Below are 22,141 nucleotides of genomic sequence, written 5' to 3'. Positions count from 1 at the left end.
GACAAGCTTGGCGACGGCTACTGAGAAGCGCCTGAGACCGGCCCGTCAGTTGCCCGAGACTCGGTTCACGGCGTCTCGTCCGGTTCCACTGCCACGGGCGCCGCCTCACCGGGCAGGACGATGCGGACCAGGGCGCCGCCCCGGTCGGAGGTGTCGATGGCGATGGTTCCGCCGTGCTTGGTCACCACCTGTTTCACGATCGCGAGCCCGAGCCCGGAACCGGGCATCGACCTGGACGCGGTGGTCCGGTAGAAGCGTTCGAACACCAGCTCGCGTTCGCCCGGCGGAATGCCGGGGCCCGCATCGGCGACGGCGAGCTCCAGCAGTCCCGGGCCCGCGGGGCGCATGGTGATCCGCACGACCGCGTCGGGCGGGCTCCACTTGGCCGCGTTGTCGAGCACATTGAGCACCGCGCGTTCCAAGCCTGCCTCGTGGCCGTAGACGAACCACGGGCGCAGGTCGGCGACGAAGGTGATCCCCGCGCGACGCCGCCGCGCGCGTTCCAGCGCCCGCTCGGCCACTTCGCCGAGATCCACCCGCTCGTAGACGGTTTCCGGGGCGTCCTCGCGGGCCAGGTCGACGAGGTCGCCGACGAGCGTGGACAGCTCCTCGATCTGGGCGACCACGTCGGCTCGCAGCTCGACCATGTCGTCGTCGGGCACCCGTGGCGCACCCGGCCTGCTCGAGGCGATGAGCAGTTCCATATTGGTGCGCAGCGAGGTGAGCGGGGTGCGCAGCTCGTGTCCGGCGTCGGCGACGAGGCGGCGCTGCCGGTCACGGGACTCGGCCAGGGCGCGCAGCATGGTGTTGAAACTCTCGGTGAGCCGCGCCAATTCGTCGTCGCCGGTGACCGGGATCGGGGTGAGGTCGTCGGTGCGCGCGACCCGCTCGGTCGCGGCGGTCAAGCGCGCGATCGGGCGAAGACCGGTGCGGCCGACAGCGGTACCGGCCGCGGCGGCGAGCACCACACCGCAGGCGCCGACGACGAACAGCAGCCAGGCCAGCCGGTCGAGCACCTCGCGGGTGCGGTAGAGCTTCTGGGAGATGATGAGCGTGGCGCCGCTGTGCGTGCGCGCCGCGAGGACGCGCTGGTCACCGACGGTGCGCAGCGAGGAGTTGAGCTTGCCGTCGGCCACCGCCAGTTCCTGGGCGCCGACCGGCGGAATCGTCTGCTGCGGCGGCATATACGGCTTGTGGTCGGCATAGATCAGCGCGACGCCGACCTCGTTGGAGTACAACCCGGCGAGCACGATCGACTGGAATCCGATCGACTCGAAATTGTTGTTGATCATGGTCGCCGCACGCGCCTCGAGCTGAGCGTCGACGTCGGCGTAGAGGGCGCGCGCGACCATCGCGTAGGCCGCGATCGAGGTGACGGCCACCGCGATCAGCACTACCGAGGCAGCCAGCAGGGTGACCCGCCAGCGCAGCGACACCGAGCGCGTGAGCGGCATCGGTGGGCGCATCTCGCCGGGGTCGAGCGGACGGCCGAGTCCGGCGACCACCGGTTCCTTGTGTGCCATGTCCGCGGCCTAGGGAGGGGTCTCGCGCAGCACGTACCCGACGCCGCGCACGGTGTGGATCAAGCGTTCCTCGCCGTCGGCCTCGGTTTTGCGCCGCAAATAGCCGATGTAGACCTCGAGCGCGTTGCCTGAGGTGGGAAAGTCGTAACCCCACACCTCTTCCAGGATCCGCCCCCGGGTGAGCACCCGGCGGGGATTGGCCATCAACATCTCCAGCAGCGAGAACTCGGTACGAGTCAAGCTGATCGAACGTTCGCCGCGCGAAACTTCGCGAGTGACCGGGTCCAGCGACAGATCAGCGAACACCATCGCTTCGGATGCTTCGCCGAGATCGGGCGCCCGCCTGCGCAGCAAAGCGCGTAAACGCGCGAGCAATTCCTCCAGCGCGAAAGGCTTCGGCAAATAATCGTCGGCGCCCGCGTCGAGCCCGGCCACGCGTTCGGAGACCGAATCGCGCGCGGTCAAAACGAGAATCGGCAGATCATCGCCCGTACTGCGCAGCCTGCGGCACACTTCCAGTCCGTCCAGACGGGGCATCATCACATCGAGAACGAGCGCATCGGGCCTGGCTGTTGTGACTTTCTCCAAAGCGTCCATGCCGTCGACGGCCAGGTCGACGGTGTAGCCGTTGAAGCTCAGTGATCGGCGCAGTGATTCCCGCACCGCACGATCGTCGTCGACAACCAGAATGCGCATGTGCTCAGTTTGCCGTCAGCGACTGAGAACGTACTGAGAGGGTGGCGGTGGTCGGCGTTGCGTCAGCACATATTCGGCGATTTCGGGCCGTCCTGCCCGGATTGCCGTTGACCACCCGGCACGGTATCTTTCCTGCGATAAAAGAAGACCTTCAGTTGGTTCTGCGCTCGCATCGGTCCGCGACCTCCCCCGCGCGGGCCGGGGTCACACGTGGAAGCAGAGGCAACGCACGCGGATGGAACCTGCATCGCGCTCCTGGCAATTCAGCCTGTCGAACTGGTCGGTAACGCGCAAGGTCGGTGTGGTTCTCGTGCTGCCGGTGATGCTCGCGACCACGTTCGCCGTGCTGCGCATCAATGCCGAACTAGAGACCATGACCCAACTCGGTGCGGCGACCGAACAGGCCGCCGTCATCCGGCCCGTCGTCAAATTCGCCACCGCCACCGAACAACTCGCCGTCGCCGCGACCGCCAACTGGGGTGCGATCGCCGACCCACAGACCGACGCCGCGCTCACCACCTACGACCAAGCCCTCGCCGAGGTGCAGAGCGCGCTGCGCATGGCAAGCATCGATCGGGCCGTCGCCGACGAACTCACCGCCGCGACCACCACCGGCGCCACGCTGCGCAATACGGTGCGCAGCGGCTCGCCCGCGATGGTCGGCGAACAGACCGACGAGATCGGTGAACGCATCGGCAACGCCCTCGCCAAGACCCCGGTGGTCGAGGACTACGTCGTGCAGCGCTACTTCCTGCAGCTCACCGCGCTGCACCAGGCGCGGCGGGTGCTCACCCGGGAACGCACGCTGGTCGTGTCGCCCGACGCGGGAACGAGCCAGAGCGCTCGCGCGCGGATGCTGGTCGAGCTCGGTTCCGAGCAGACCATGATCAAGACCTACGCGATGATCCTGCCCGGCAACGCGGGCAGCATGGCCTCGCTGCTCGACGCGGTCCAGACCAGGATCAGCGTGTTCAGCCAGAACAACGGCGACCCGACGACCAACGCGGCGGTGCTCAACACCCTGCAGGTCAGCGCCGACACCTACGCGGCGACCATCTCCGGTCTGCTCGACGAGATCGACAAGACCCTCGACCTCAACACTTCGACCGCCCAGACCGCCGCGCTGCGTGAGGCCACCCTGGTGCTCGGCATGTTGCTCTCCGGTCTGGCGCTGGCGCTCGCGGTGGCGCGAACGCTGGTCGTGCCGGTGCGCAGGCTGCGCCGCGACGCGCTCGAGGTGGCGCACGTGAAGCTGCCCGACGAGCTCGCCGTGGTGCGCAGCGGCGGCGCGACCCCGGAGATCGCGCCGGTGGGCGTGCACTCCACCGACGAGATCGGTCAGCTCGCCCGCGCCGTCGACGAGATGCACGAGCAGGCCCTCAACCTGGCCGCCGATCAGGCGCGACTGCGCCTGCAGATCGGCAACATGTTCGAGACGCTGTCGCGGCGCAGCCAGTCGCTGGTCGAGCAGCAGCTCGCGCTCATCGAGGAACTCGAGCACGACGAGGACAACCCCTCGCGCCTGCAGACCCTGTTCCGTCTCGACCACCTCGCCACCCGCATGCGCCGCAACGGCGACAACCTGCTCGTGCTCGCCGGTACCGCCCTGCGCCGTGGTCATCTGCCGCCGGTACCGCTGTCGGACATGCTCTGGAGCGCGGTGTCGCAGGTGGAGGACTACCAGCGGGTCGAGATCGGGAATGTGCCCGACGGCGTGGTCGCCGGTGAGTCGGCCGTCGACATCGAGCACCTGCTCGCCGAGCTCATCGACAACGCGCTGCGCTACTCGCCGCCGAGCACCTCGGTGGCCGTGATCGTGGGCCGGGCCGTCGACGGGGGGTACCTGATCGAGATCACCGACCGCGGCCTCGGCATGTCGGCCGACGATCTGCGCACCACCAACGAGCGACTCGCCTCCGGTGGTGAGGTGACCATCGAAACCGCCCGCCGGATGGGTCTTTTCGTGGTCGGCAGGCTCGCCAAGCGGCACACCATCACGGTGAGCCTGCGCCGCACCAACGGTTCGGCGCCGCAGCCGGGGATCACCGCGAGCGTGCATCTGCCAAGTGCGCTCGTCGCGCCCCCGCCGCCCTCGTCGGGTCCGGCCACCGGGCCCAATCCGCTGGTGTCGACCGGACCGAATTCGCTTGTCCCGTCGGGACTCACGGCCGCCGACATCACCGGACCCAATCCGGTCATGCCGGTCGGCGCACCGAACCCGCTGCTCCCGGTGGCGAACCCGCTGGTGCCGCCGCAATACGGTTCGACAACCGGCGCCTACGACGCCAGCGAGTACCGCGCGCCACTCACCAAGGCCGGTCTGCCGCAACGGGTTCCGTCGGCATCGCCGGAACCCGAGCCGGTCGAGGAGACGCCGAGCGGGCTGTGGGCCGAACACCCGGTCGAGGACCTCCCCGAGCCGAAGACCGAGTCCACCGGGCTTCCCCAGCGCACCCCGTCCGCGTCCTGGCAGGTCCCGCCGCCCGTCCGGCCGACCACGGCTCAGCCGACGGCCGCCTGGCCCCTACCGACGCGCAACCGCTCCGACGAAGCGCCGCAGCACGATTCGAACGGGCGTCAGGCACAAAGCCCGGCCGCTCCCGTGCGCCTGCAACCGCTCGGCGGCGCTCGCACCGATTCGGCCGACCCGCGCTCGCTCGACAGCGGTCCGGCCTCGCCCGACCCGCGACCTTCCGAGGGGCGCCGCGACCCGGCCGACGCGACACCGTCGGCTCTCCCGCAACGATCGGGCGGCAGCCGCGCCGACACCGACGACGCGACACAGCGATCCCACTCGGGATCACTCGACGATCGCCGCGATCCGGCGTTCTCGGCCGATCTCCATCGGCTCGACAGCGGCTCGAGCTCCGGCCCGGACACCGCCCAGCCGGCCGGCCTCCACTCGCTCGACGGCAGCGGCTCGGACACCGACCGGTCCGAGGAGAACCCGTCCGCCGTCGTGCAACCGGTCGACGAGCAGCGCCAGGATTCCTCCGCGCGCCTGCAACCGCTCGACGAAGCACCACCCGAGCCGGCCGAGCCCGTCGAGGACACCGCTGCCGACCCCGTGCCCACCTCCTCGACCAGGTTGCAGCCGGTCAACGGTGAGGCGCCGACGCCGATCTATCAGCGCATGGTTTCCGAGTGGCTCGTCGAACCTTCCACAGCCGCAAGCGAATCCGCGTCGAACGGGGCATCATGGAGCTCCCCCGGCGACGCGGGATGGACGGCGGCGGCCAGTGCGGACAAGCCACCGACCTCCGCACGCACCTCCGGTGGACTGCCGATCCGTAAACCGGGCGCACAGCTGGTGCCCGGCGGACTGGCACCAGCCGAGGAAGCGGGCGCCCGCGATCCCGAGGAGATCCGCAACAACTTGACCCGACATCTCAGCGGCGTCCGCAGTGGCCGTGCCGAGATCCAGTACAACGACGGAGGCCTCGAATGAGCAACGCGCACCCCACAGACGAGAATCTGAACTGGCTGGTCGCCCGCTTCACCCGGGACGTGCCCGGCGTCTCGCACGCGGTGCTGGTCTCGGCCGACGGGTTGCTGCAGGCGACCAGCCCGCATCTACCCGCGGACCGCGCCGAACAACTCGCGGCGGTGACCGCGGGCCTGGCGAGCCTGTCCACCGGTGCGGCGCAGCTGTTCGACGGCGGCAAGGTGATGCAGTCGATCGTCGAGATGCAGCGCGGCTATCTGCTGGTGATGAGCGTCGGAAACGGTTCGCACCTGGCGGTTCTGGCCAACAAGAGCCATGACATCGGCCGTATCGGCTACGAGATGGCACTGCTCGTCGACCGGGTGGGCTCGGCGGTCACCGCCACCGCCCGCTCCGCCGGCTGAGGTGAGATGTCGAGCCCGTACGGATCCGAAATCCGGCCGACCACACGCGTCAGGCCATATGCCCTGACCGCAGGCCGCACCGAACCCGCGATCGCGCTGCCCTTGGAGGCGGTCGTGGAGACGGTTTCCTATACCGCACACCTGGAATGGCCCGCAGGCGATCTACGAAGTGAGATAGTGCGCCTGGCCACACATCGCCTCTCGGTAGCCGAGATCGCGGCATACCTGTCACGCCCACTGGGTATGGTCCGGGTGATGATCGGCGATCTCGTTGTGGGCGGGATACTTCGAGTGCACTCGACGCTGACCGAGCAGGCGAGCTACGACGAACGCCGATCACTGATGGAGAGGACTTTGCGTGGACTCCGTGGCCTCTGAGGGCGCACCGCGCCAGCAGGCACCCGAGCAACGGGTCGCCTCGACGAAGATCGTGGTGGCGGGCGGTTTCGGCGCCGGGAAGACGACCTTCGTCGGCTCGGTGTCGGAGATCGTTCCGCTGCGCACCGAAGCGATGGTGACCCATTTCTCCGACGGCATCGACGATCTCGCCGAGACGCCGGAGAAGGAGACCACCACCGTCGCGATGGACTTCGGCCGCATCGTGCTGCCGGGCAACCTGGTGCTGTACCTGTTCGGCACGCCCGGCCAGAAGCGGTTCTGGTTCATGTGGGACGACCTGATCCGCGGCGCCATCGGCGCGGTGGTGCTGATCGACACCCGCAGGCTGGAAGACAGCTTCGCCGCCGTCGACTTCTTCGAGGCGCGCGGGCTGCCGTTCCTGATCGCGGTGAACCGTTTCCCGAACGCCCCGCGTTTCCCGATCGCCGAACTGCGCGAAGCGCTGTCGGTGCGTGAGGGTATCCCGATCGTCGACATCGACGCTCGCAACGCCGTCGAGGTGCGTCAGGCACTGGCGGCGGTGACCGAATACGCCATCGCCCAGCTCGAACCGCAGCAATTCGAGGGAGCTGGCAGGCGTGGTTGATCTGCTCGCGACCGGAGCGGAGGTGTTCGGTCGCGGTACGGGCGTGGCGTGGCTGGCTTTCGATCTGTCGGCCGTCGGCGCGGTCGTGGCGTTCGCGTGTGTGCGCCACGCCAAGTACTCGGTGCGGTTCCGCATCGTGTGGCTCACGATGGCCGCCGTCTCGCTCGGTGGCGTCGGCCTGTGGCTGGCGAATTCGGTCGCGCTGCTCGGCATTCACGTCGAGGGCAGCGCGGTGCGCTACAACCTGGCCCTCGGCACGGCCTCGGCCGCCATCGCGGTGATCGCCGTGTTCGCCGGATTCCTGATCGGCGGGCGCAGGCTGGATCTGCCTCGGCTCGTGATCGGCGGGCTGACGATGGGGCTGGGTGTCGGTCTGTCGACCTATCTCACCCTGGACGCGCTCGCGGTGCAGGGCACCGTGAAGGAGTCGCTCGGCCTCATCGGGCTCGTACTGCTGATGTCGATGGCGCTGTGCACGGGCGTGCTGTGGGCCGGCCAGACGGTGCGGTTGATCGCCCTGCGCGTGGTGCTGTCACTGCTGTTCGCCGTCGGTGTCGCGGCGCTGTATTACACGGCGGTCGGCGCGCTGGAATTCGACGTGAACCCCGGCGCTCGCACACCCGACGGACTGCAGTTGTTCGACCTGGTGTTCCCGATGTTCGTGCTCGGTTCGCTCGGCCTCACGGTGCCCATCACGGCGATTCTGGTCGCACCCGATCGGCGCGAGGCCATCGAGGCCGCCGAGAAGGCCGAAACCGTCGGTGCGCGGTAACTGGCTAACGTCCGGTTTGCCGGAATCTTTACCGTCTTCCGCCCCGCTGCCCGAATGCGGCCCGGCGGTGGTGGATTCGGGCGAAAACCGCCCCTGAAGTGGCGATGAGCGGGTTCTCCTTGGTAGGAGAACCCGCCCTCCCGCACGAGAGTACATACCCGTGCAGGACTACGCATCAGTGATTCAGGAATTTTCCTGTGCCGAAAAACAAACCCCGAGTTGGTATCTGGGCGTTCAGCAATCGCTCGGCAAGCTTTCCCGAGCGGCAAGTCCACGTGGCATGCGTCACAACGGTAACCGGGCGATTGCCCCCACCTCCCGGACAGGCCCCTGACCAGGCATAACAAGTGCCCAGTAAGCCCCCTGGACACCATGCTTCGCAGCTCACACGGCAGACGGTGCGTTAGGCCCACATCCGAGCCTCGCGCGGGTTATCGTCCCCGCAGGGCGCTTTCGTCTCGCCCGGCACATCCAAGGTTCGTTCGAAGGAGTTCGCATGGCCGTCAACGTGGTGCTCGACAAAGTTCTCGACAAGGAATACGAGAACAAGACGCTGAAGGAAATCCTGTCCGCGCCGCCGTCGGCCCTCGCGGGGCTCGCCGCAGGCGTCGATCAGCAGCTGCTCGACGCGCTGAAGATCAAGACGATCGCCGACCTCGGCACCAACAAGTACATCAAGCTCGCCGTCGCACTGGTCGCCCTCGCCGAGCAAGAAGGCTGAGAAGTAACCGGCTGACATGGCAACGGCCTGTCGGGGTTCACACCCCGGCAGGCCGTTGCATTTTGTCCGATACCCCGCTTCGGGTTGTCCCCTCCGAACCGGCTCTCGAACACCCTGGGAAGGTCAGGAGATCCGCGCGGGATCGATCAGGCCCTTCCGTACGGCACCAACGATACGACGTGGCACCCGATATTCGACACCCGCCACGGTCACCGGGACGAGTTGCGGCGCCTCGGCCTTCCACTGCGAACGCCTGCTCCTGGTGTTCGAGCGCGACATCCTGCGCTTGGGAACCGCCATGTCTCAGCCCTCCTTGCCCGGGCGCGAACGCTTGCCGTAGCGGCGCTCGAACTTCTCCACCCGGCCCTGGGTGTCGAGATTGCGCGCGGTGCCGGTCCAGAACGGGTGCGAATCCGAGGTCACGTCGACGGTGAGCAGCGGGTAGGTGTTCCCGTCCTCCCACTCGACGGTCCGGTCACTGGTGGCCGTGGACCTCGTCAGGAACTTCTTGCCGGTGTTCGCGTCCTCGAACACGACCGGGTGGTAGTCGGGGTGGATGCCCGCTTTCATGCCGTTTCTCCTCTCGGGTTGGTGCGCTCGCTCGCCGCGGCCGGAGCCTCGGTGGGGTCGGCGCACGGGTCTTCGTGCCATTCGCCGAAGGGGTCCTCCCACAACGCGACCCGCTCGGGGGCGCGATCGACGAGCAGCAGTTCGTCGTCCTCCACCAGCGCCCAGTGCAGGGCGTGCCGGATCTCGGCGGGGTCGGCGTCGTGGGCGAGGATCACCAGCGACACATCGCGGTCGCCGAACCGGTCGTCCCAGCCGAGCGCCGCCATCGCGCGCCGCGCCGGATCGACCTCGGCCTGCTCCTCGGGCGTCATCGCGGCCAGCCACTTTCCCGCACCGCCGACGCGCAGCCCACCGCCGGCCGATTCGAGCCACACCACCTGGTCGGGCTGGGTGGCCAGCCAGATCCGGCCGCGCGCGGTGACCACACCGTCGAACAGCACGTCGAGGGCGTCGTGCAGCCGGGCCGGATGGAACGGCCTGCGGGCGGCGAACTCGATGATCGACACACCGCAGTCGGTGCTCAGCGGCGGCTGACCGCGCAGCAGCGGTGCGTGGGCGTCGAAGATACGGCCGCGCCGGGCATCGTCGGGCACGCGGGTGAGCAGCGCGCCGATCTCCACGGCGTCGAAACCGGACAGGTCGGGAAGCCAGGCGGTCGGTGCGCCGGGCGCCAGCCGGGTGAGCACCGCGTCGAGGCGTTCGCGGTCGAGGGGCTCCACACCGTCGGCGAGCACCACGAGCGCGTCGGCGAAGTCGACCTGGCCGACGGCCACCTGGGCGACGGTTCGTTCGTCGTCGGCCGAGGCGAGACCACGGTCGGCCAGCGCCTCGTCACCCGTGGCGTCGGCGAGCCACTGGTCGCCGTCGACGCAGGTCAGCACGGCCTCGATGCGCACATTCCGGGCGGCGGGACCGTCGACCCGGTCGGCGACACCGGTCACCTCGACGGTCTCGATCGCGTGGCACAGCGCCTCGGCCTCGATGGCCGGGTCGAGGGCCAGCACGATGCGCCGCACCGGCTCGCGGGCGGCGAGCGTGCACAGCATCGGCAGCAGATCGGCGCGCAGCGTGCACGACACACAGCCGTGGGCCAGTTCGAGCACCGTGGTCGTCACGTTGCCCGCGGTGCGCACCGTGCGCCGGACCACGCCCTCGCGCAGTTCGGCGAGGTCGTGGTGCACGACGACCGTGCCCGCATCCTCGCTCAGCACCGCCGCGATGTGCTCGACGCCGGTCATGGCGGGTCCGGCGAAACCGGCCAGCAGCACCACGGGTGTTCTCCGGTCGGACTGGTCAAGCACCCGGTACCCCTTTCGATAACGATTTTCATTTACTTCAGGGGCAACGGTACAGTGCGGAATAAGCATTGTCGAAAATGGTTGTCATAACCGTGGAGGGAGGTCGCATGTCGGCCCACTGCCAGGTCACCGGACGCAAGCCCGGCTTCGGAAAAGCCGTCTCGCATTCGCACCGGCGCACGAACCGCCGCTGGAACCCCAACATCCAGCGCAAGACCTACTACCTGCCCAGCGAGGGCCGCCGCGTCACGCTGACGGTCTCCGCCAAGGGCATCAAGACCATCGACCGCGACGGGATCGAGGCCGTAGTGGCCCGTATCCGCGCTCGTGGCGACAAGATCTAGGAGCACCCATGGCCTCGAAATCGACCGAACTGCGGCCGATCGTCAAACTCAAGTCCACCGCGGGCACCGGCTACACCTACGTCACCCGCAAGAACCGCCGCAACGACCCGGACCGGATGGTCCTGCGCAAATACGACCCCGTCGTGCGCAAGCACGTCGACTTCCGCGAGGAGCGCTGATGGCGAAGAAGTCGAAGATCGCCCGTAACGAGCAGCGGCGCGTGATCGTCGAGCGCTACGCCGCGCGCCGTGCCGAGCTCAAGGAGATCATCCGCAAGCCGGGCACCGGCGACGACGAGCGCGCGGCGGCCCAGGCCGAACTGCGCGCCCAGCCCCGCGATGCCAGTCCGGTACGATTGCGCAATCGGGATGCAGCCGATGGTCGGCCACGCGGCCATCTCAGGAAGTTCGGGCTCTCCCGGGTACGTGTGCGCGAGATGGCCCACCGGGGCGAGCTCCCTGGGGTCCACAAATCGAGCTGGTAGACACCCACTGATCTCGTGAGAAGGAAAATCCCATGGCAGTGAAGCGAGCACCGTCCAAGAAGGCACGCGCCGAGCAGGGCCGCAAGCCGAAGAAGAACCCGCTGATCGCCGCGGGCATCGAGTACGTCGACTACAAGGACGTCAACCTGCTGCGCACCTTCATCTCCGATCGCGGCAAGATCCGTAGCCGCCGCGTCACCGGCCTGACCCCGCGCCAGCAGCGTCAGGTCGCCGTCGCGGTGAAGAACGCGCGCGAGATGGCGTTGCTGCCGTTCACGACCACCAAGTGAGCTCGTGACAGACGGCCCCGGAGCTGGTGCTCCGGGGCCGTTTTCGTGCCGTGGCTAGGGTGGACGCCATGACACCGCTGTCGCGCCGCTTCGCCCTCGTCGCGAGCCTGGCCGTGCTGCTCGCACCGGCCTGCGCGAGTTCCGGGGACACCACATCCACCTCGGCACCGACGAACACCCGCCCGGAAAGCACCGGTCCCGGCGTCGGCCGGCCGTTCACCGCCGACCCGAACCTGGTCGACCCGCATCCGCTGCCGTTCACCGCGTGGCGCCGGGTGGGCGAGGCAACCATCGCGGTCGACTTCCAGACCGGAAATCCCCAGTGCAACGGCGTCGACGCCACCGTCACCGAAACGGCCGACACGGTCACCGTCGCACTGCGTGCCGGTACCCCCGCCGACGCCGTCGGGCGGATGTGCACGATGGAGGCCGTCCTCGGCACGCTGGAGATCACCCTCGACGCGCCGCTGGGCTCCCGGCAGGTCGTCGACGCGGCCTGAAACGGCAACGGGTGCCGCACCGTGACGGCGCGGCACCCGTTGCGGGGCGAGCGAACTCAGTGCGCGAAGTGGCGCGCCCCGGTGAGGTACAGCGTGACGCCCGCTTCCTTGCACAGTTCCACGGTGTCCTTGTCGCGGATCGAACCACCCGGGTGGACGATGGCACGCACGCCCGCGGCGACCAGGATCTGCGGGCCGTCGGAGAACGGGAAGAAGGCATCCGAGGCGGCGACCGAACCCTTGGCCCGCTCCCCCGCGCGCTCCACGGCGAGCTTGCAGGAGTCGACCCGGTTCACCTGGCCCATGCCGACGCCGACAGCGGCGCCGTCGTCGGCCAGCAGGATCGCGTTCGACTTCACGGCACGGCAAGCGCGCCAAGCGAATTCGAGATCGGCCAGCGTGGTGGCGTCGGCGGGATCACCGGCGGCGAGAGTCCAGTTGGCCGGGTCGTCGCCCGTGGCGTCGAGCACGTCGCGGTCCTGCAGCAGCGCACCGCCGCTGATCGGACGCAGTTCCACACCCTTGCGGCGCGGCGGCTCGGCGACCAGCACGCGCACGTTCTTCTTGCGCTGCAGCACCTCGACGGCACCGGGCGCGTAGCCGGGGGCCACGATCACCTCGGTGAAGATCTCGGCGACCTGCTCGGCCATCTCGACGCTCACCTCACGGTTGGCGGCGATCACGCCACCGTAGGCGCTCACCGGATCGGTGGCGTGCGCCTTGCGGTGCGCCTCGGCGATATCGGCGCCGACGGCGATGCCACACGGGTTGGCGTGCTTGATGACCGCCACGGCGGGCTCGTCGAAGTCGAACGCGGCGCGCCAGGCGGCGTCACCGTCGGTGTAGTTGTTGTACGACATCTCCTTGCCGTGCAACTGCTGCGCCTGCGCGATGCCGACGGTGCCGTCGTTGCTGGTGTACAGCGCCGCGGCCTGGTGCGGGTTCTCGCCGTAGCGCAGCACCGCGGCCCGCTCCCAAGAACCGGCGACCCAGCTCGGGAACTGCTCGGTCTCGGGCTGCACGGCGGGCACGGCGACCGAGCCCATCCAGCTCGCCACGGCCACGTCGTAGTTCGCGGTGTGCTGGAAGGCCTTGGCGGCCAACGCGGTCCGCTCGGCTAGGGTGAAGCCGCCCGACTTCACGGCCGCGAGCACGTCGTCGTAGTCGGTGACGTCGACGACCACACCGACCGACGGGTGGTTCTTGGCGGCGGCACGCACCATCGACGGACCGCCGATGTCGATCTGCTCCACGCACTCGTCCACACCGGCGCCGCTGGCCACGGTCTGGGTGAACGGGTAGAGGTTGACCACCACGAGCTCGAACGCCTCGACACCGAGCTCGGTGAGCTGGTCGAGGTGCTCGGCGCGGCGGGTGTCGGCCAGGATGCCGGCGTGCACGCGCGGGTGCAGCGTCTTCACGCGGCCGTCGAGGGTCTCCGGGAAACCGGTCAGGTCCTCGACCCGGGTGACCGGAATGCCCGCCTCGGCGATCTTGCCCGCGGTCGAACCGGTCGACACCAGCTCCACGCCCGCGGCGTGCAGTCCGGTGGCCAGCTCGACGAGCCCGGTCTTGTCGTAGACGCTCACCAGCGCCCTGCGGATCGCCTTACGTTCACTCACCGGTGTGCTCGCTCATCTGGTATCTCTGCCTTTCGTCCGTCGGAGACAATGCCTCGCGTCGCGACGGCGGCGATGACCTGCGCCAGCAACCGTCGCTCGACAACCTTGATGCGCTCGTGCAGCGCGGCCTCGTCGTCGCCGGGCAGCACGTCGACCGCCTCCTGCGCGAGGATCGGGCCCGTATCGACCCCGCCGTCGACCAGGTGCACCGTGCAGCCGGTGACCTTGGCGCCGTAGGCCAGCGCGTCACGCACACCGTGCGCGCCGGGAAACGACGGCAGCAGCGCGGGATGGGTGTTGATGAACCGGCCGCCGAAGCGTTCCAGGAACGCGGGGCCGACGATCTTCATGAAGCCTGCCGAGACGACCAGGTCGGGTTCGAACGCGGCGACCGCGTCGGTGAGCGCCCGGTCCCAGGCGGCTCGGTCGTCGAAATCCTTGACCGCGACCCGGAAGTGGTCGACGCCCGCGGCCTCGGCGTGTTCGGTGGCCTGGCATACCCGGTCGACACCCACGGCGACGATCTTCGCCGGGTAACCGGGTTCGCGGGCGGCGGCCAGTAGTGCGTTGAGCAGCGAGCCGGTGCCCGAGGCGAGGACGACGACGATGGCCGGGGTCCGTGCGGGCTTCCACTGGGCAAACGAGGACGTCAGCGCTCTACTCCTGCGTGTGGTCGGGTGGCGGCGATCGACGATGCGCCGGGTCGAGCTTAACGACCGGTGTCCCCGTCACCCTCCGGCAGGTCCGGCTCCACCACCTCGGCGTCGACGATGTCGTCGGTCGGTGGGGTCGTCGAGCCGGGGGCGGCGATGCTCACCTCGGGTTCGTCGTCGATATCCTCGACGAGTTCGGCGTCGACTTCCACAGCCGGGTCGGCGGGGTATTCGTGGTCGTCGTCGGCGTCGTCGTGATCGTCGGCGTAGTCGTCGTCCTCGTCTTCGTCGTCCTCGTAGTAGTAGTCGTCGTCCTCGTCGTAGGAGTAGTCGTCGTATTCGACGGCCGGTGCGAGGAAGCGGCGGGCGAAGACCATGCCGACGAAGCCGCCGAAACCGAACCAGGTGACCATCAGCACGATCAGCATCAACAGATCGGGCCCCACCCAACCGACGGCGCCGAGCTGACCGCTGCTCAGGATCGCCAGGACCAGGAAGGTGAGCGTCGACAGGCCGGCACAGGTGAGCGTCGCCCACGGCGCACCGGGGCGATCGTCGCTCGTGCGGCCGAGTTCCACGCCGCCGAGCACGCCGACGGCCAGCGGTACGAGCAGCAGCACCGGCCACCACGCGGCGGCGGGACCGGTGGGCAGCGGGATCAACGCGGGGATCGGCGGCACCTGCCCGGCGCTCACACCGAACAATCCCACCGATCCGATCCCGAACTGCACCGCGGCACCGCTGAGCATCCCGGCGGCGCCGACGATCACGTTCGGCAGGTAGAGCAGCGAGAGCAGGGTCATGCCGAGCACATCGGTCACATCGTGTGCCTGCTGATAGGTCTCGCCGACGCGGGACAGGTGCGTGCCGAACGAGATCACCGTCGCCAGCGCCGCGCAGCCGAGCATGCGCAGCACGGTGCGGCGGGCGGCGCGCGCGCCGAGTACCGCCCACTCCGGGATTTCCACGGGGAGCAGCGCACACAGCGAATCCCAGGCGCGGGCGCAGATCCCGGCGGCAGCCGCGGCCAGGTACAGCACCAGCACCCAGCCGAAAGCGATGCCGACACCGGGCGGTTCGAGTGGCGTGACGCCCGCGGCATCACCGACAACGGCCAGGCACACCGAGGTCATGACGAGCGGCCCGGCGAGTACGGCGGCGGTGAGCCAGCCCAGGTCGACCGGCGTCGGCTGATTCGGCACGGCTCGTGCGCATTCGCGGGCGGCCAGCCACACCAGCACGACGGTCGGTACCAGCGGCAGCAGACCGAGGGTGGTCCGGCCGACGGTGAGCGGAATCTGATGAGCCGCAAGCCAGGTGGCCGCGACCGCGCCCGGCGCACTGGTGAGTTCGGTGCCCGAGGTGAGCATCACCAGCAGCACCACGACGATCATGGCCGTCAGCGCGCAGATCGTCGGCCGGGCGGCGACGAGCAGCAGGGCCCGCGCCCGGTCCGGTGGCAGCGACCACCAGGGCGGCTCGACCCCGGGGACGGGGTTACGGGAGGCGTTACGGGAGCTCTTGGCATCCTCCCTGCCGTACACGGCGGGAATTCCTGCATCACCATCGGCCGCCGGTCGGGAGAACTCCCGACCGGACTTATACCGACTCCGCAGGCGTTTCACCTCTCTGCCAGCCCGGCAGCGAGGATGTTACGAGCCGCGTTCACATCCCGATCATGGACGGCGCCACAGCGGCAAGTCCACTCGCGAACGTCCAGCGGCAGCCTGGCGTGCAATGCACCGCAATGCGAGCACACCCGGGTCGACGGGTACCAGCGATCCACCACCAACACCTCGCGGCCGTACCAGTCCGCTTTGTACTCCAGCATCGAACGCAGCTGCCGCCAGCTCGCGTCCGAAATCGCACGGGCCAGGGCGTGGTTGGCGACCATGTTGCGCACTGTCAAGTCCTCGATGGCGACCGCTTGGTTCTCGCGAATCAGTCTCGTGGACAACTTGTGCAGGAAATCGGTACGCCGGTCGGTGATCCGGGCATGAATACGCGCCACCTTTCGGCGGGCCTTCTCCCGATTGTTCGACCCCTTCATCTTCCGGGCCAGGTCGCGTTGTGCCTTCGCCAGCCTGCGCCGGTCGGCACGCTCGTGACGAGGATTGACGATCTTCTCCCCCGTTGACAGGACAGCCAAACAGGTCAACCCTACGTCGACGCCGACTGTCTGCGGTGTGGATGGCAGCGCGGCGACGGTCTCCTCTACCAACAAGGACACGAACCACCGACCCGCGCTGTCACACGAAACGGTGACTGTCGACGGTACTGCCCCGTCTGGCATCTGCCGGGACCACCGAATATCGAGCGGTTCGGCCATCTTCGCGAGAGTCAGTTCCCCGCCGCGCCACCGGAAACCCGATCGGGTGTACTCGGCGGACGCACGCGAACGCTTTCGCGACTTGAATCTCGGGTAGCGGGCGCGCTTGGCGTAGAACGCCGCGAAGGCCGCCTGCTGATGCCGGAGCACCTGCTGGAGCGGAACCGAGGAGACCTCGTTGAGGAATGCCAACTCCGGCAAGCTCTTCCACTTGGTCAGTTCAGCGGACGCTTGCACATAAGTGGTCGACTTCGACTCCGTCGCGTAACGACGCTGCCGCGCATCCAATGCTCTGTTCCAGACCAGGCGAACACATCCGAACGTGCGCGACAGCTCCGCGGCTTGTGCACCGGACGGGTAGAAGCGGAACTTGTAGGCCCGCTTCACCACCTGCGACATGGCTTACAAATTAGCACATCAGAATGTAAGAGACGGGCACGGAATTGCCGTGTCTCCGCGCGATATGGCCGACGTCAATTCAGCGTGGCAGCTTCCCCGGCGAGCGCGGGTCAGGCGCGCCGCGAGCCCACAGGCACACCTGTGGGCTCGCGATCGAAACCTGGGGCCACAACCAGCCGTCGGTTTTTCCTACTTCTGGTCGTCGCTGGGACGGAACGCGGTGGTCGCGTCGGCCGCCGGGTCGGCGTTCTGCTCGCCACCGAACGGCTGACTCTGCCCGGGCTGCGGTGCCGAACCCTGCTGCGCGCCACCGTAATTGGGGGCACCGAACGGCTGACCGGTCGGCTGGCCGCCGAAGGTCTGGGTGGCACTCTCATCGGGACGCGGCTGCGCCTGCGGGGCCCCACCGTAGGGCTGCTGCTGCGGCGCGGCGCCGTATTGCTGGCCGTAGGGCGACTGCTGCTGCGGCTGACCGTAACCCTGCTGCTGACCCGGCTGACCGTAGGACGGCTGCTGCGCCTGCGGCATCGACGGCGAACTCTGCTGACCGTAGGGCGACTGCGTGGGGTACTGCCCACCGGTCGAGGCCTGGCCGTAACCACCCTGACCGAAGGACTGCTGCTGACCCGGCTGGCCGTATCCCTGCTGCCCGTAACCCTGCTGGCCGTACTGCCCGTACTGACCCGGCTGCTGCGGCTGCGCGGGCTTGGGCGCAGGCGGCTTGATGATGCCGAGCTGGAACAGCAGCGCGACCACGAGCAACACGGTGACGACGAACGCGAAGACCGAGACGACGAAGGCGCCCCACTGCAGTTCCGCGCTCTCGATGCTGATGAGCGCCACCACGATGCCCACGAATCCGGCCGCGGCGAGAGCGACGGCCACGGGGAGGTTGTTCAGCTTGGGCAGCAGCGACAGACCGGCCACGATCGCGGCGGCCAGGATCAGCGCCGCGTAACCGCCCGCACTGGAATCGAACATGCTGCTGGTCTCGGTTTTCGCCCCGAGGGAGAAACCGATGAACGGCGCGAAGCCGAGCAGGAAGGTGACAACACCGAGTCCGGCGCCCGCGGCGGTGAGAATGAAGGGCAGCCCCTTGGCGCCACCGTCGTCCACGGACGCAGCCGCGGCGGCTCCGGTGCTCGGGCCCTGCGCGGGCGCGGCGGGTGTCGCGGGTGCGTTGTACCCGGAGCCCCCTGTCGGGTAGGACATGTCGTCGTCTCCTTGTCGAGTCGTGCGCATCGGTCGCGTCGAACTGACTGGTGCCTGATCCGATACCTGACGCTACTGCACGCCACGCCCGCGGTCATCACCTACCGATGCAGGCTGTGGATAAACCACCGCCTGTGGATGAATCGACGAAGGCCGCCCAGGCTAAACCTGAAAGCGGCCTTCGACAGTGTGATTTGCGGATTACGCAGAGGCGATGGACGCCTTCTCCAGGATCTCGCGAGCGAGCGCGGCGGTGGCGGACGGCGTCTTGCCGACCTTCACACCCGCTGCCTCGAGCGCTTCCTGCTTGGCCTGCGCGGTGCCGCCGCCACTGGACACGATCGCGCCCGCGTGGCCCATGGTCTTGCCCTCGGGGGCGGTGAAGCCCGCGACGTAGCCGACGACCGGCTTGGTCACGTTGGCCTTGATGTAGGCCGCTGCGCGCTCTTCGGCGTCGCCACCGATCTCGCCGATCATCACGATGATCTTGGTCTCGGGGTCCTTCTCGAACGCCTCGATGGCGTCGATGTGGGTGGTGCCGATGACCGGGTCGCCGCCGATGCCGATCGCGGTGGAGAAACCGAAATCGCGCAGCTCGTACATCATCTGGTAGGTCAGGGTGCCCGACTTCGACACCAGGCCGATGGGGCCCTTGCCGGTGATGTTGTTCGGGGTGATGCCGACCAGCGCCTCGCCGGGGGTGATGATGCCGGGGCAGTTCGGGCCGATGATGCGGGTCTTCTCGCCCTTTTCGACGTTGTAGGCCCACGCGTAGGCGGAGTCCTGCACCGGGATGCCCTCGGTGATGACCACGAGCAGCGGGATCTCCGCGTCGATGGCCTCGATGATGGCGTCCTTCGAGAAGGCCGGGGGCACGAACGCGATGGAGGTGTCGGCGCCGGTCTTCTCCATGGCCTCGGCCACGGAAGCGAACACAGGCAGCTCGATCTCGTTGCCGTCTTTGTCGGTGTGCTTGACCGTGGTACCGGCCTTGCGCGCGTTGACGCCGCCGACGACGTTGGTGCCCGCCTTCAGCATCAGCGCGGTGTGCTTGGTGCCCTCGCCGCCGGTGATGCCCTGGACGATGACCTTGTTGTCCTTGTTCAGGAAGATGGACATGTTCGCTGTTCCTTACTTCGCTGCGGCGAGTTCGGCAGCCTTGTCGGCGCCCTCGTCCATGGTCTGGGCCAGCGTCACCAGCGGGTGGTTGGCCTCGGCGAGGATGCGACGACCCTCTTCGACGTTGTTGCCGTCCAGGCGAACGACCAGCGGCTTGGTGGCCGCGTCACCGAGCACCTCGAGCGCGCCCACGATGCCGTTGGCCACGGCGTCGCACGCGGTGATGCCACCGAAGACGTTGACGAACACGCTCTTGACCTGCGCGTCACCGAGGATCACGTCAAGACCCGCGGCCATCACGGAAGCCGAAGCGCCGCCGCCGATGTCGAGGAAGTTGGCCGGCTTCACGCCGCCGTGGTTCTCGCCCGCGTAGGCGACGACGTCCAGGGTCGACATGACGAGACCGGCGCCGTTGCCGATGATGCCGACCTCACCGTCGAGCTTGACGTAGTTGAGGTCGTTCTCCTTGGCCTTGAGCTCGAGCGGGTCGGTCGCGTCGACGTCGGCGAACTCGAGGTGGCCGGGCTGACGGAACTCGGCGTTCTCGTCCAGGGTGACCTTGCCGTCGAGGGCGAGGATCTCGTCGTTCGGGGTGCGCACCAGCGGGTTGACCTCGACGAGCGTGGTGTCTTCCTTGGTGAAGACCTCCCACAGCTTCTGGATGGTCACGGCCGCGGCGTCGAGCACCTCGGCGGGCAGGTGGCCCTTCTCCGCGATCTCGCGGGCGAAGGTCAGGTCGACACCCTTCACGGCGTCGACGGGGATCTTGGCCAGCCGCTCGGGGGTCTTCTCGGCGACCTCTTCGATCTCCATGCCGCCCTCGACCGAACACATGGCCAGGTAGGTGCGGTTGGAGCGGTCGAGCAGGAAGGAGATGTAGTACTCCTCCGCGATGTCCTTGGCCTCGGCGACCAGAAGCTTCTTGACGATGTGGCCCTTGATGTCGAGGCCGAGGATGTTCTGCGCGTGGGTGAACGCGTCTTCCGGGGTGGCGGCGTACTTCACGCCACCCGCCTTGCCGCGACCGCCTACCTTGACCTGCGCCTTGACCATGACCGGCTTGCCGATTTCCTCGGCAATGGCGCGTGCTTCTTCGGCCGTGTCGCAAACACGACCCTCGGACGAAGGCACTCCGTGCTTAACGAAGAGCTCCTTCGCCTGATATTCGAAGAGATCCATGTACTCACCGTCTCGTCTGCGTTGCTATGACAACGTCTTTGTTGGCGGCCCGACTTGCCGTAGCGACTGGTTGCAGGTCGCTCGAGGGGTCAGCTAGCGGGTCGGTCGGACTCTAACTAGTCACGGGGAGGGCTAAACGACCACATTCATCCTAAGTGGCGCAGGTCACGACGGGTGCGGGGAGGTCACCAAAACCGCTGGCCAAGGCTACTGGTGAGTAGTTTTTCGGTGCCGTGGCAGGTCGGAACACCTAAAGGGGGAACACCCCGCCATCTACTACGTTATGTCGTCGATCGACCTCACCCGAAGTGTCGCGAATCGGTGAGTTATTCCGCAGCATTACGGTGACGAATCTCACAGACAAGTGTAGGTTCTCGACCAGCGCTTGCCACTCTGCAATCGCTTCGTTACCGTCAATGCGGTCGATGTCACAACCAGGTCACGACAACCAGGTCACGACTGGCAGGTCAGGACTGAGGAGGACGACAAGCTTGAGGAACGTCAGGCGTAGCCGATGAACCACCGCTCCACCTTCCCAGTTGAAGATCGCAACAGCTCAGGCCACCGTTACCGGTACGCCGACGAGTTCACCTCGCACCCGCGAAGCCCCCGCGCCGCCGCGCCACAACCGCAGCAGCCTGCCTGGCCGAGCACCGATTCCTGGCACACCGAGAACTCCTGGTCCGGGAACGACGCCTGGTCCGACAACGCCGCGTGGACGCCCGCCGAGGACGAATGGACCGCCGACGAGTCGGGCTCCTACGACTCCGGCACCTACGAAACAGACTGGGCGCCCGCCGAACCCGAGAATCCGGCACCCGAACCGCGTCGCGCCGAGCGGCGTGGCGGTGCCCACCGCGTGCCCGCACCGCCCACCGCGCTGAAGGGCCGCGCCGCCGTCATCGCCGTCGCCGCGGGCGCGGTCGTCGCGGCCGGCCAGGCCGCCATGGCCTCCCCCCAGCAGCCCGACACGGGCGTCGACTACGAAGCCGCGGGCCAGATCCACGAGATCGCCGCCCAGTCGATGAGCACCACCGAGGTCGCCGACCACGTCACCGGCTCGTCGCCGCAGGTACTCGACGCCACTGCCGTGGCCGACAGGAGCCACTTCGACGACATCCTCGCCAAGGGCCAGAAGTTCGCCGAAGACCTGGCCGCCCAGGAGTCCGCCAAGCTGCGGCCCCTGTTCGCCAAATTCACCACCGGTAACTACACCTCCGGGTTCGGCGCGCGCTGGGGTGTCCAGCACCTCGGCATCGACGTGGCCGGTCCGATCGGCACCCCGATCTACGCGGTCGCCGACGGCACCGTCATCGAGGCGGGCCCCGCCTCCGGTTTCGGAATGTGGGTGCGCATCCTGCACGACGACGGCACCGTCACCATCTACGGCCACATCGACACCGCGACGGTCTCGCAGGGTGAACGCGTGATGGCAGGCGACCAGATCGCCACCATGGGCAACCGCGGCTTCTCCACCGGCCCGCACGTGCACTTCGAGGTGTGGCAGAACGGCACCGACAAGATCGACCCCATCCCGTGGCTCGCCACCCGCGGCATCAGCCTGGGCGCCCAGCGCGACTGAGACGGTGACCAGCA

24 protein-coding genes are annotated in these 22,141 nt (G+C 68.2%); 12 read left to right on the top strand and 12 right to left on the bottom strand.

The window, feature by feature from the left end; translation table 11 throughout:
• Positions 1-65 precede the first annotated feature (65 nt).
• Both NI2_RS02485 and NI2_RS02480 read right to left on the bottom strand, forming a co-directional pair.
• Positions 66-1,523, bottom strand: coding sequence for a sensor histidine kinase (locus NI2_RS02485; RefSeq protein ID WP_067485430.1), 1,458 nt, complete (start codon positions 1,521-1,523; stop codon positions 66-68).
• A gap of 9 nt (positions 1,524-1,532) precedes the next feature.
• Positions 1,533-2,219 carry a response regulator transcription factor gene (locus NI2_RS02480; RefSeq protein ID WP_067485428.1) on the bottom strand — a complete coding sequence of 229 codons (687 nt, stop codon included), beginning with the start codon at positions 2,217-2,219 and terminating at the stop codon, positions 1,533-1,535.
• Between the two features lie 235 nt (positions 2,220-2,454).
• Here NI2_RS02480 and NI2_RS02475 point away from each other — a divergent pair, with 235 nt between their 5' ends.
• The 6 genes from NI2_RS02475 to NI2_RS02450 all read left to right on the top strand — a co-directional run bounded on the left by NI2_RS02475 (position 2,455) and on the right by NI2_RS02450 (position 8,546).
• Positions 2,455-5,667, top strand: coding sequence for a sensor histidine kinase (locus NI2_RS02475; RefSeq protein ID WP_067485426.1), 3,213 nt, complete (start codon positions 2,455-2,457; stop codon positions 5,665-5,667).
• Positions 5,664-6,068: a roadblock/LC7 domain-containing protein gene (locus NI2_RS02470; protein ID WP_067485424.1), complete on the top strand. Its 405-nt coding sequence runs from the start codon at positions 5,664-5,666 to the stop codon at positions 6,066-6,068. Before NI2_RS02475 ends, NI2_RS02470 begins: the two co-directional genes overlap by 4 nt.
• Positions 6,069-6,074: 6 nt before the next feature.
• Positions 6,075-6,446, top strand: coding sequence for a DUF742 domain-containing protein (locus NI2_RS02465; protein ID WP_067485423.1), 372 nt, complete (start codon positions 6,075-6,077; stop codon positions 6,444-6,446).
• Positions 6,427-7,053, top strand: a complete 627-nt coding sequence (locus NI2_RS02460; RefSeq protein WP_225278646.1) for a GTP-binding protein — start codon at positions 6,427-6,429, stop codon at positions 7,051-7,053. The genes NI2_RS02465 and NI2_RS02460 overlap by 20 nt, the downstream gene beginning before the upstream one ends.
• Positions 7,046-7,825 (top strand): MHYT domain-containing protein, encoded by a 780-nt coding sequence (locus NI2_RS02455; RefSeq protein WP_067485422.1) that lies wholly within the window; start codon positions 7,046-7,048, stop codon positions 7,823-7,825. Before NI2_RS02460 ends, NI2_RS02455 begins: the two co-directional genes overlap by 8 nt.
• Positions 7,826-8,321: 496 nt before the next feature.
• Positions 8,322-8,546 carry a hypothetical protein gene (locus NI2_RS02450; RefSeq protein WP_067485421.1) on the top strand — a complete coding sequence of 75 codons (225 nt, stop codon included), beginning with the start codon at positions 8,322-8,324 and terminating at the stop codon, positions 8,544-8,546.
• 123 nt (positions 8,547-8,669) lie between these two features.
• Here the strand turns inward: NI2_RS02450 and rpmF are convergent, their stop codons facing one another.
• The 3 genes from rpmF to mrf are packed head-to-tail and all read right to left on the bottom strand — an operon-like array spanning position 8,670 to position 10,417.
• A complete protein-coding gene (rpmF, locus tag NI2_RS02445) occupies positions 8,670-8,846 on the bottom strand; it encodes a 50S ribosomal protein L32 (protein ID WP_067485420.1) in 177 nt (58 codons plus the stop codon).
• 3 nt (positions 8,847-8,849) lie between these two features.
• Positions 8,850-9,116, bottom strand: coding sequence for a type B 50S ribosomal protein L31 (locus NI2_RS02440; protein ID WP_067485418.1), 267 nt, complete (start codon positions 9,114-9,116; stop codon positions 8,850-8,852).
• Positions 9,113-10,417, bottom strand: coding sequence for a ribosome hibernation factor-recruiting GTPase MRF (mrf, locus tag NI2_RS02435; protein WP_174552170.1), 1,305 nt, complete (start codon positions 10,415-10,417; stop codon positions 9,113-9,115). The genes NI2_RS02440 and mrf overlap by 4 nt, the downstream gene beginning before the upstream one ends.
• Before the next feature lie 104 nt (positions 10,418-10,521).
• On the opposite strand from mrf, the gene rpmB reads away from it, so the two are divergent.
• From rpmB to NI2_RS02410, 5 genes are all read left to right on the top strand, one after another.
• Positions 10,522-10,758 carry a 50S ribosomal protein L28 gene (gene rpmB / locus NI2_RS02430; protein ID WP_067485415.1) on the top strand — a complete coding sequence of 79 codons (237 nt, stop codon included), beginning with the start codon at positions 10,522-10,524 and terminating at the stop codon, positions 10,756-10,758.
• 8 nt (positions 10,759-10,766) lie between these two features.
• Positions 10,767-10,937, top strand: coding sequence for a 50S ribosomal protein L33 (rpmG, locus tag NI2_RS02425; protein ID WP_011211511.1), 171 nt, complete (start codon positions 10,767-10,769; stop codon positions 10,935-10,937).
• Complete coding sequence (gene rpsN, locus NI2_RS02420; RefSeq protein ID WP_067485412.1) at positions 10,937-11,242, top strand: 30S ribosomal protein S14; 306 nt, start codon at positions 10,937-10,939, stop codon at positions 11,240-11,242. Before rpmG ends, rpsN begins: the two co-directional genes overlap by 1 nt.
• Before the next feature lie 32 nt (positions 11,243-11,274).
• Positions 11,275-11,532 (top strand): 30S ribosomal protein S18, encoded by a 258-nt coding sequence (gene rpsR, locus NI2_RS02415; protein WP_067485410.1) that lies wholly within the window; start codon positions 11,275-11,277, stop codon positions 11,530-11,532.
• 68 nt (positions 11,533-11,600) lie between these two features.
• Entirely contained in the window at positions 11,601-12,032 is a 432-nt protein-coding gene (locus NI2_RS02410) for a hypothetical protein (protein ID WP_166655729.1), read from the top strand.
• 56 nt (positions 12,033-12,088) lie between these two features.
• On the opposite strand, the gene purH is transcribed toward NI2_RS02410, so the two are convergent.
• From purH to sucC, 7 genes are all read right to left on the bottom strand, one after another.
• Entirely contained in the window at positions 12,089-13,654 is a 1,566-nt protein-coding gene (gene purH, locus NI2_RS02405) for a bifunctional phosphoribosylaminoimidazolecarboxamide formyltransferase/IMP cyclohydrolase (RefSeq protein WP_067485407.1), read from the bottom strand.
• Entirely contained in the window at positions 13,651-14,307 is a 657-nt protein-coding gene (purN, locus tag NI2_RS02400) for a phosphoribosylglycinamide formyltransferase (protein WP_084475788.1), read from the bottom strand. The genes purH and purN overlap by 4 nt, the downstream gene beginning before the upstream one ends.
• Positions 14,308-14,363: 56 nt before the next feature.
• The gene (locus tag NI2_RS33490; protein WP_067485400.1) at positions 14,364-15,851 is read right to left on the bottom strand and encodes a cell division protein PerM; all 1,488 of its coding nucleotides are present in this window, start codon (positions 15,849-15,851) and stop codon (positions 14,364-14,366) included.
• 77 nt (positions 15,852-15,928) lie between these two features.
• On the bottom strand, positions 15,929-17,035 hold the full coding sequence (locus tag NI2_RS02390; RefSeq protein WP_067485397.1) for an RNA-guided endonuclease InsQ/TnpB family protein: 1,107 nt from the start codon (positions 17,033-17,035) through the stop codon (positions 15,929-15,931).
• A gap of 189 nt (positions 17,036-17,224) precedes the next feature.
• Positions 17,225-18,247: a DUF5336 domain-containing protein gene (locus NI2_RS02385; RefSeq protein ID WP_067485393.1), complete on the bottom strand. Its 1,023-nt coding sequence runs from the start codon at positions 18,245-18,247 to the stop codon at positions 17,225-17,227.
• A gap of 201 nt (positions 18,248-18,448) precedes the next feature.
• Positions 18,449-19,366: a succinate--CoA ligase subunit alpha gene (gene sucD, locus NI2_RS02380; protein ID WP_067485390.1), complete on the bottom strand. Its 918-nt coding sequence runs from the start codon at positions 19,364-19,366 to the stop codon at positions 18,449-18,451.
• Positions 19,367-19,378: 12 nt separating this feature from the next.
• A complete protein-coding gene (gene sucC, locus NI2_RS02375) occupies positions 19,379-20,545 on the bottom strand; it encodes an ADP-forming succinate--CoA ligase subunit beta (RefSeq protein ID WP_067485387.1) in 1,167 nt (388 codons plus the stop codon).
• A 514-nt stretch (positions 20,546-21,059) separates the two neighbouring features.
• On the opposite strand from sucC, the gene NI2_RS02370 reads away from it, so the two are divergent.
• A complete protein-coding gene (locus NI2_RS02370) occupies positions 21,060-22,127 on the top strand; it encodes a M23 family metallopeptidase (protein WP_067485384.1) in 1,068 nt (355 codons plus the stop codon).
• Positions 22,128-22,141: the final 14 nt, after the last annotated feature.

The sequence above is a fragment of the Nocardia ignorata NBRC 108230 genome, assembly GCF_001612905.1.
Classification (GTDB): domain Bacteria; phylum Actinomycetota; class Actinomycetes; order Mycobacteriales; family Mycobacteriaceae; genus Nocardia; species Nocardia ignorata.
The sequence above is the reverse complement of the archived record's forward strand: the minus strand, read 5'-3'. Positions and strand labels throughout refer to the sequence as shown.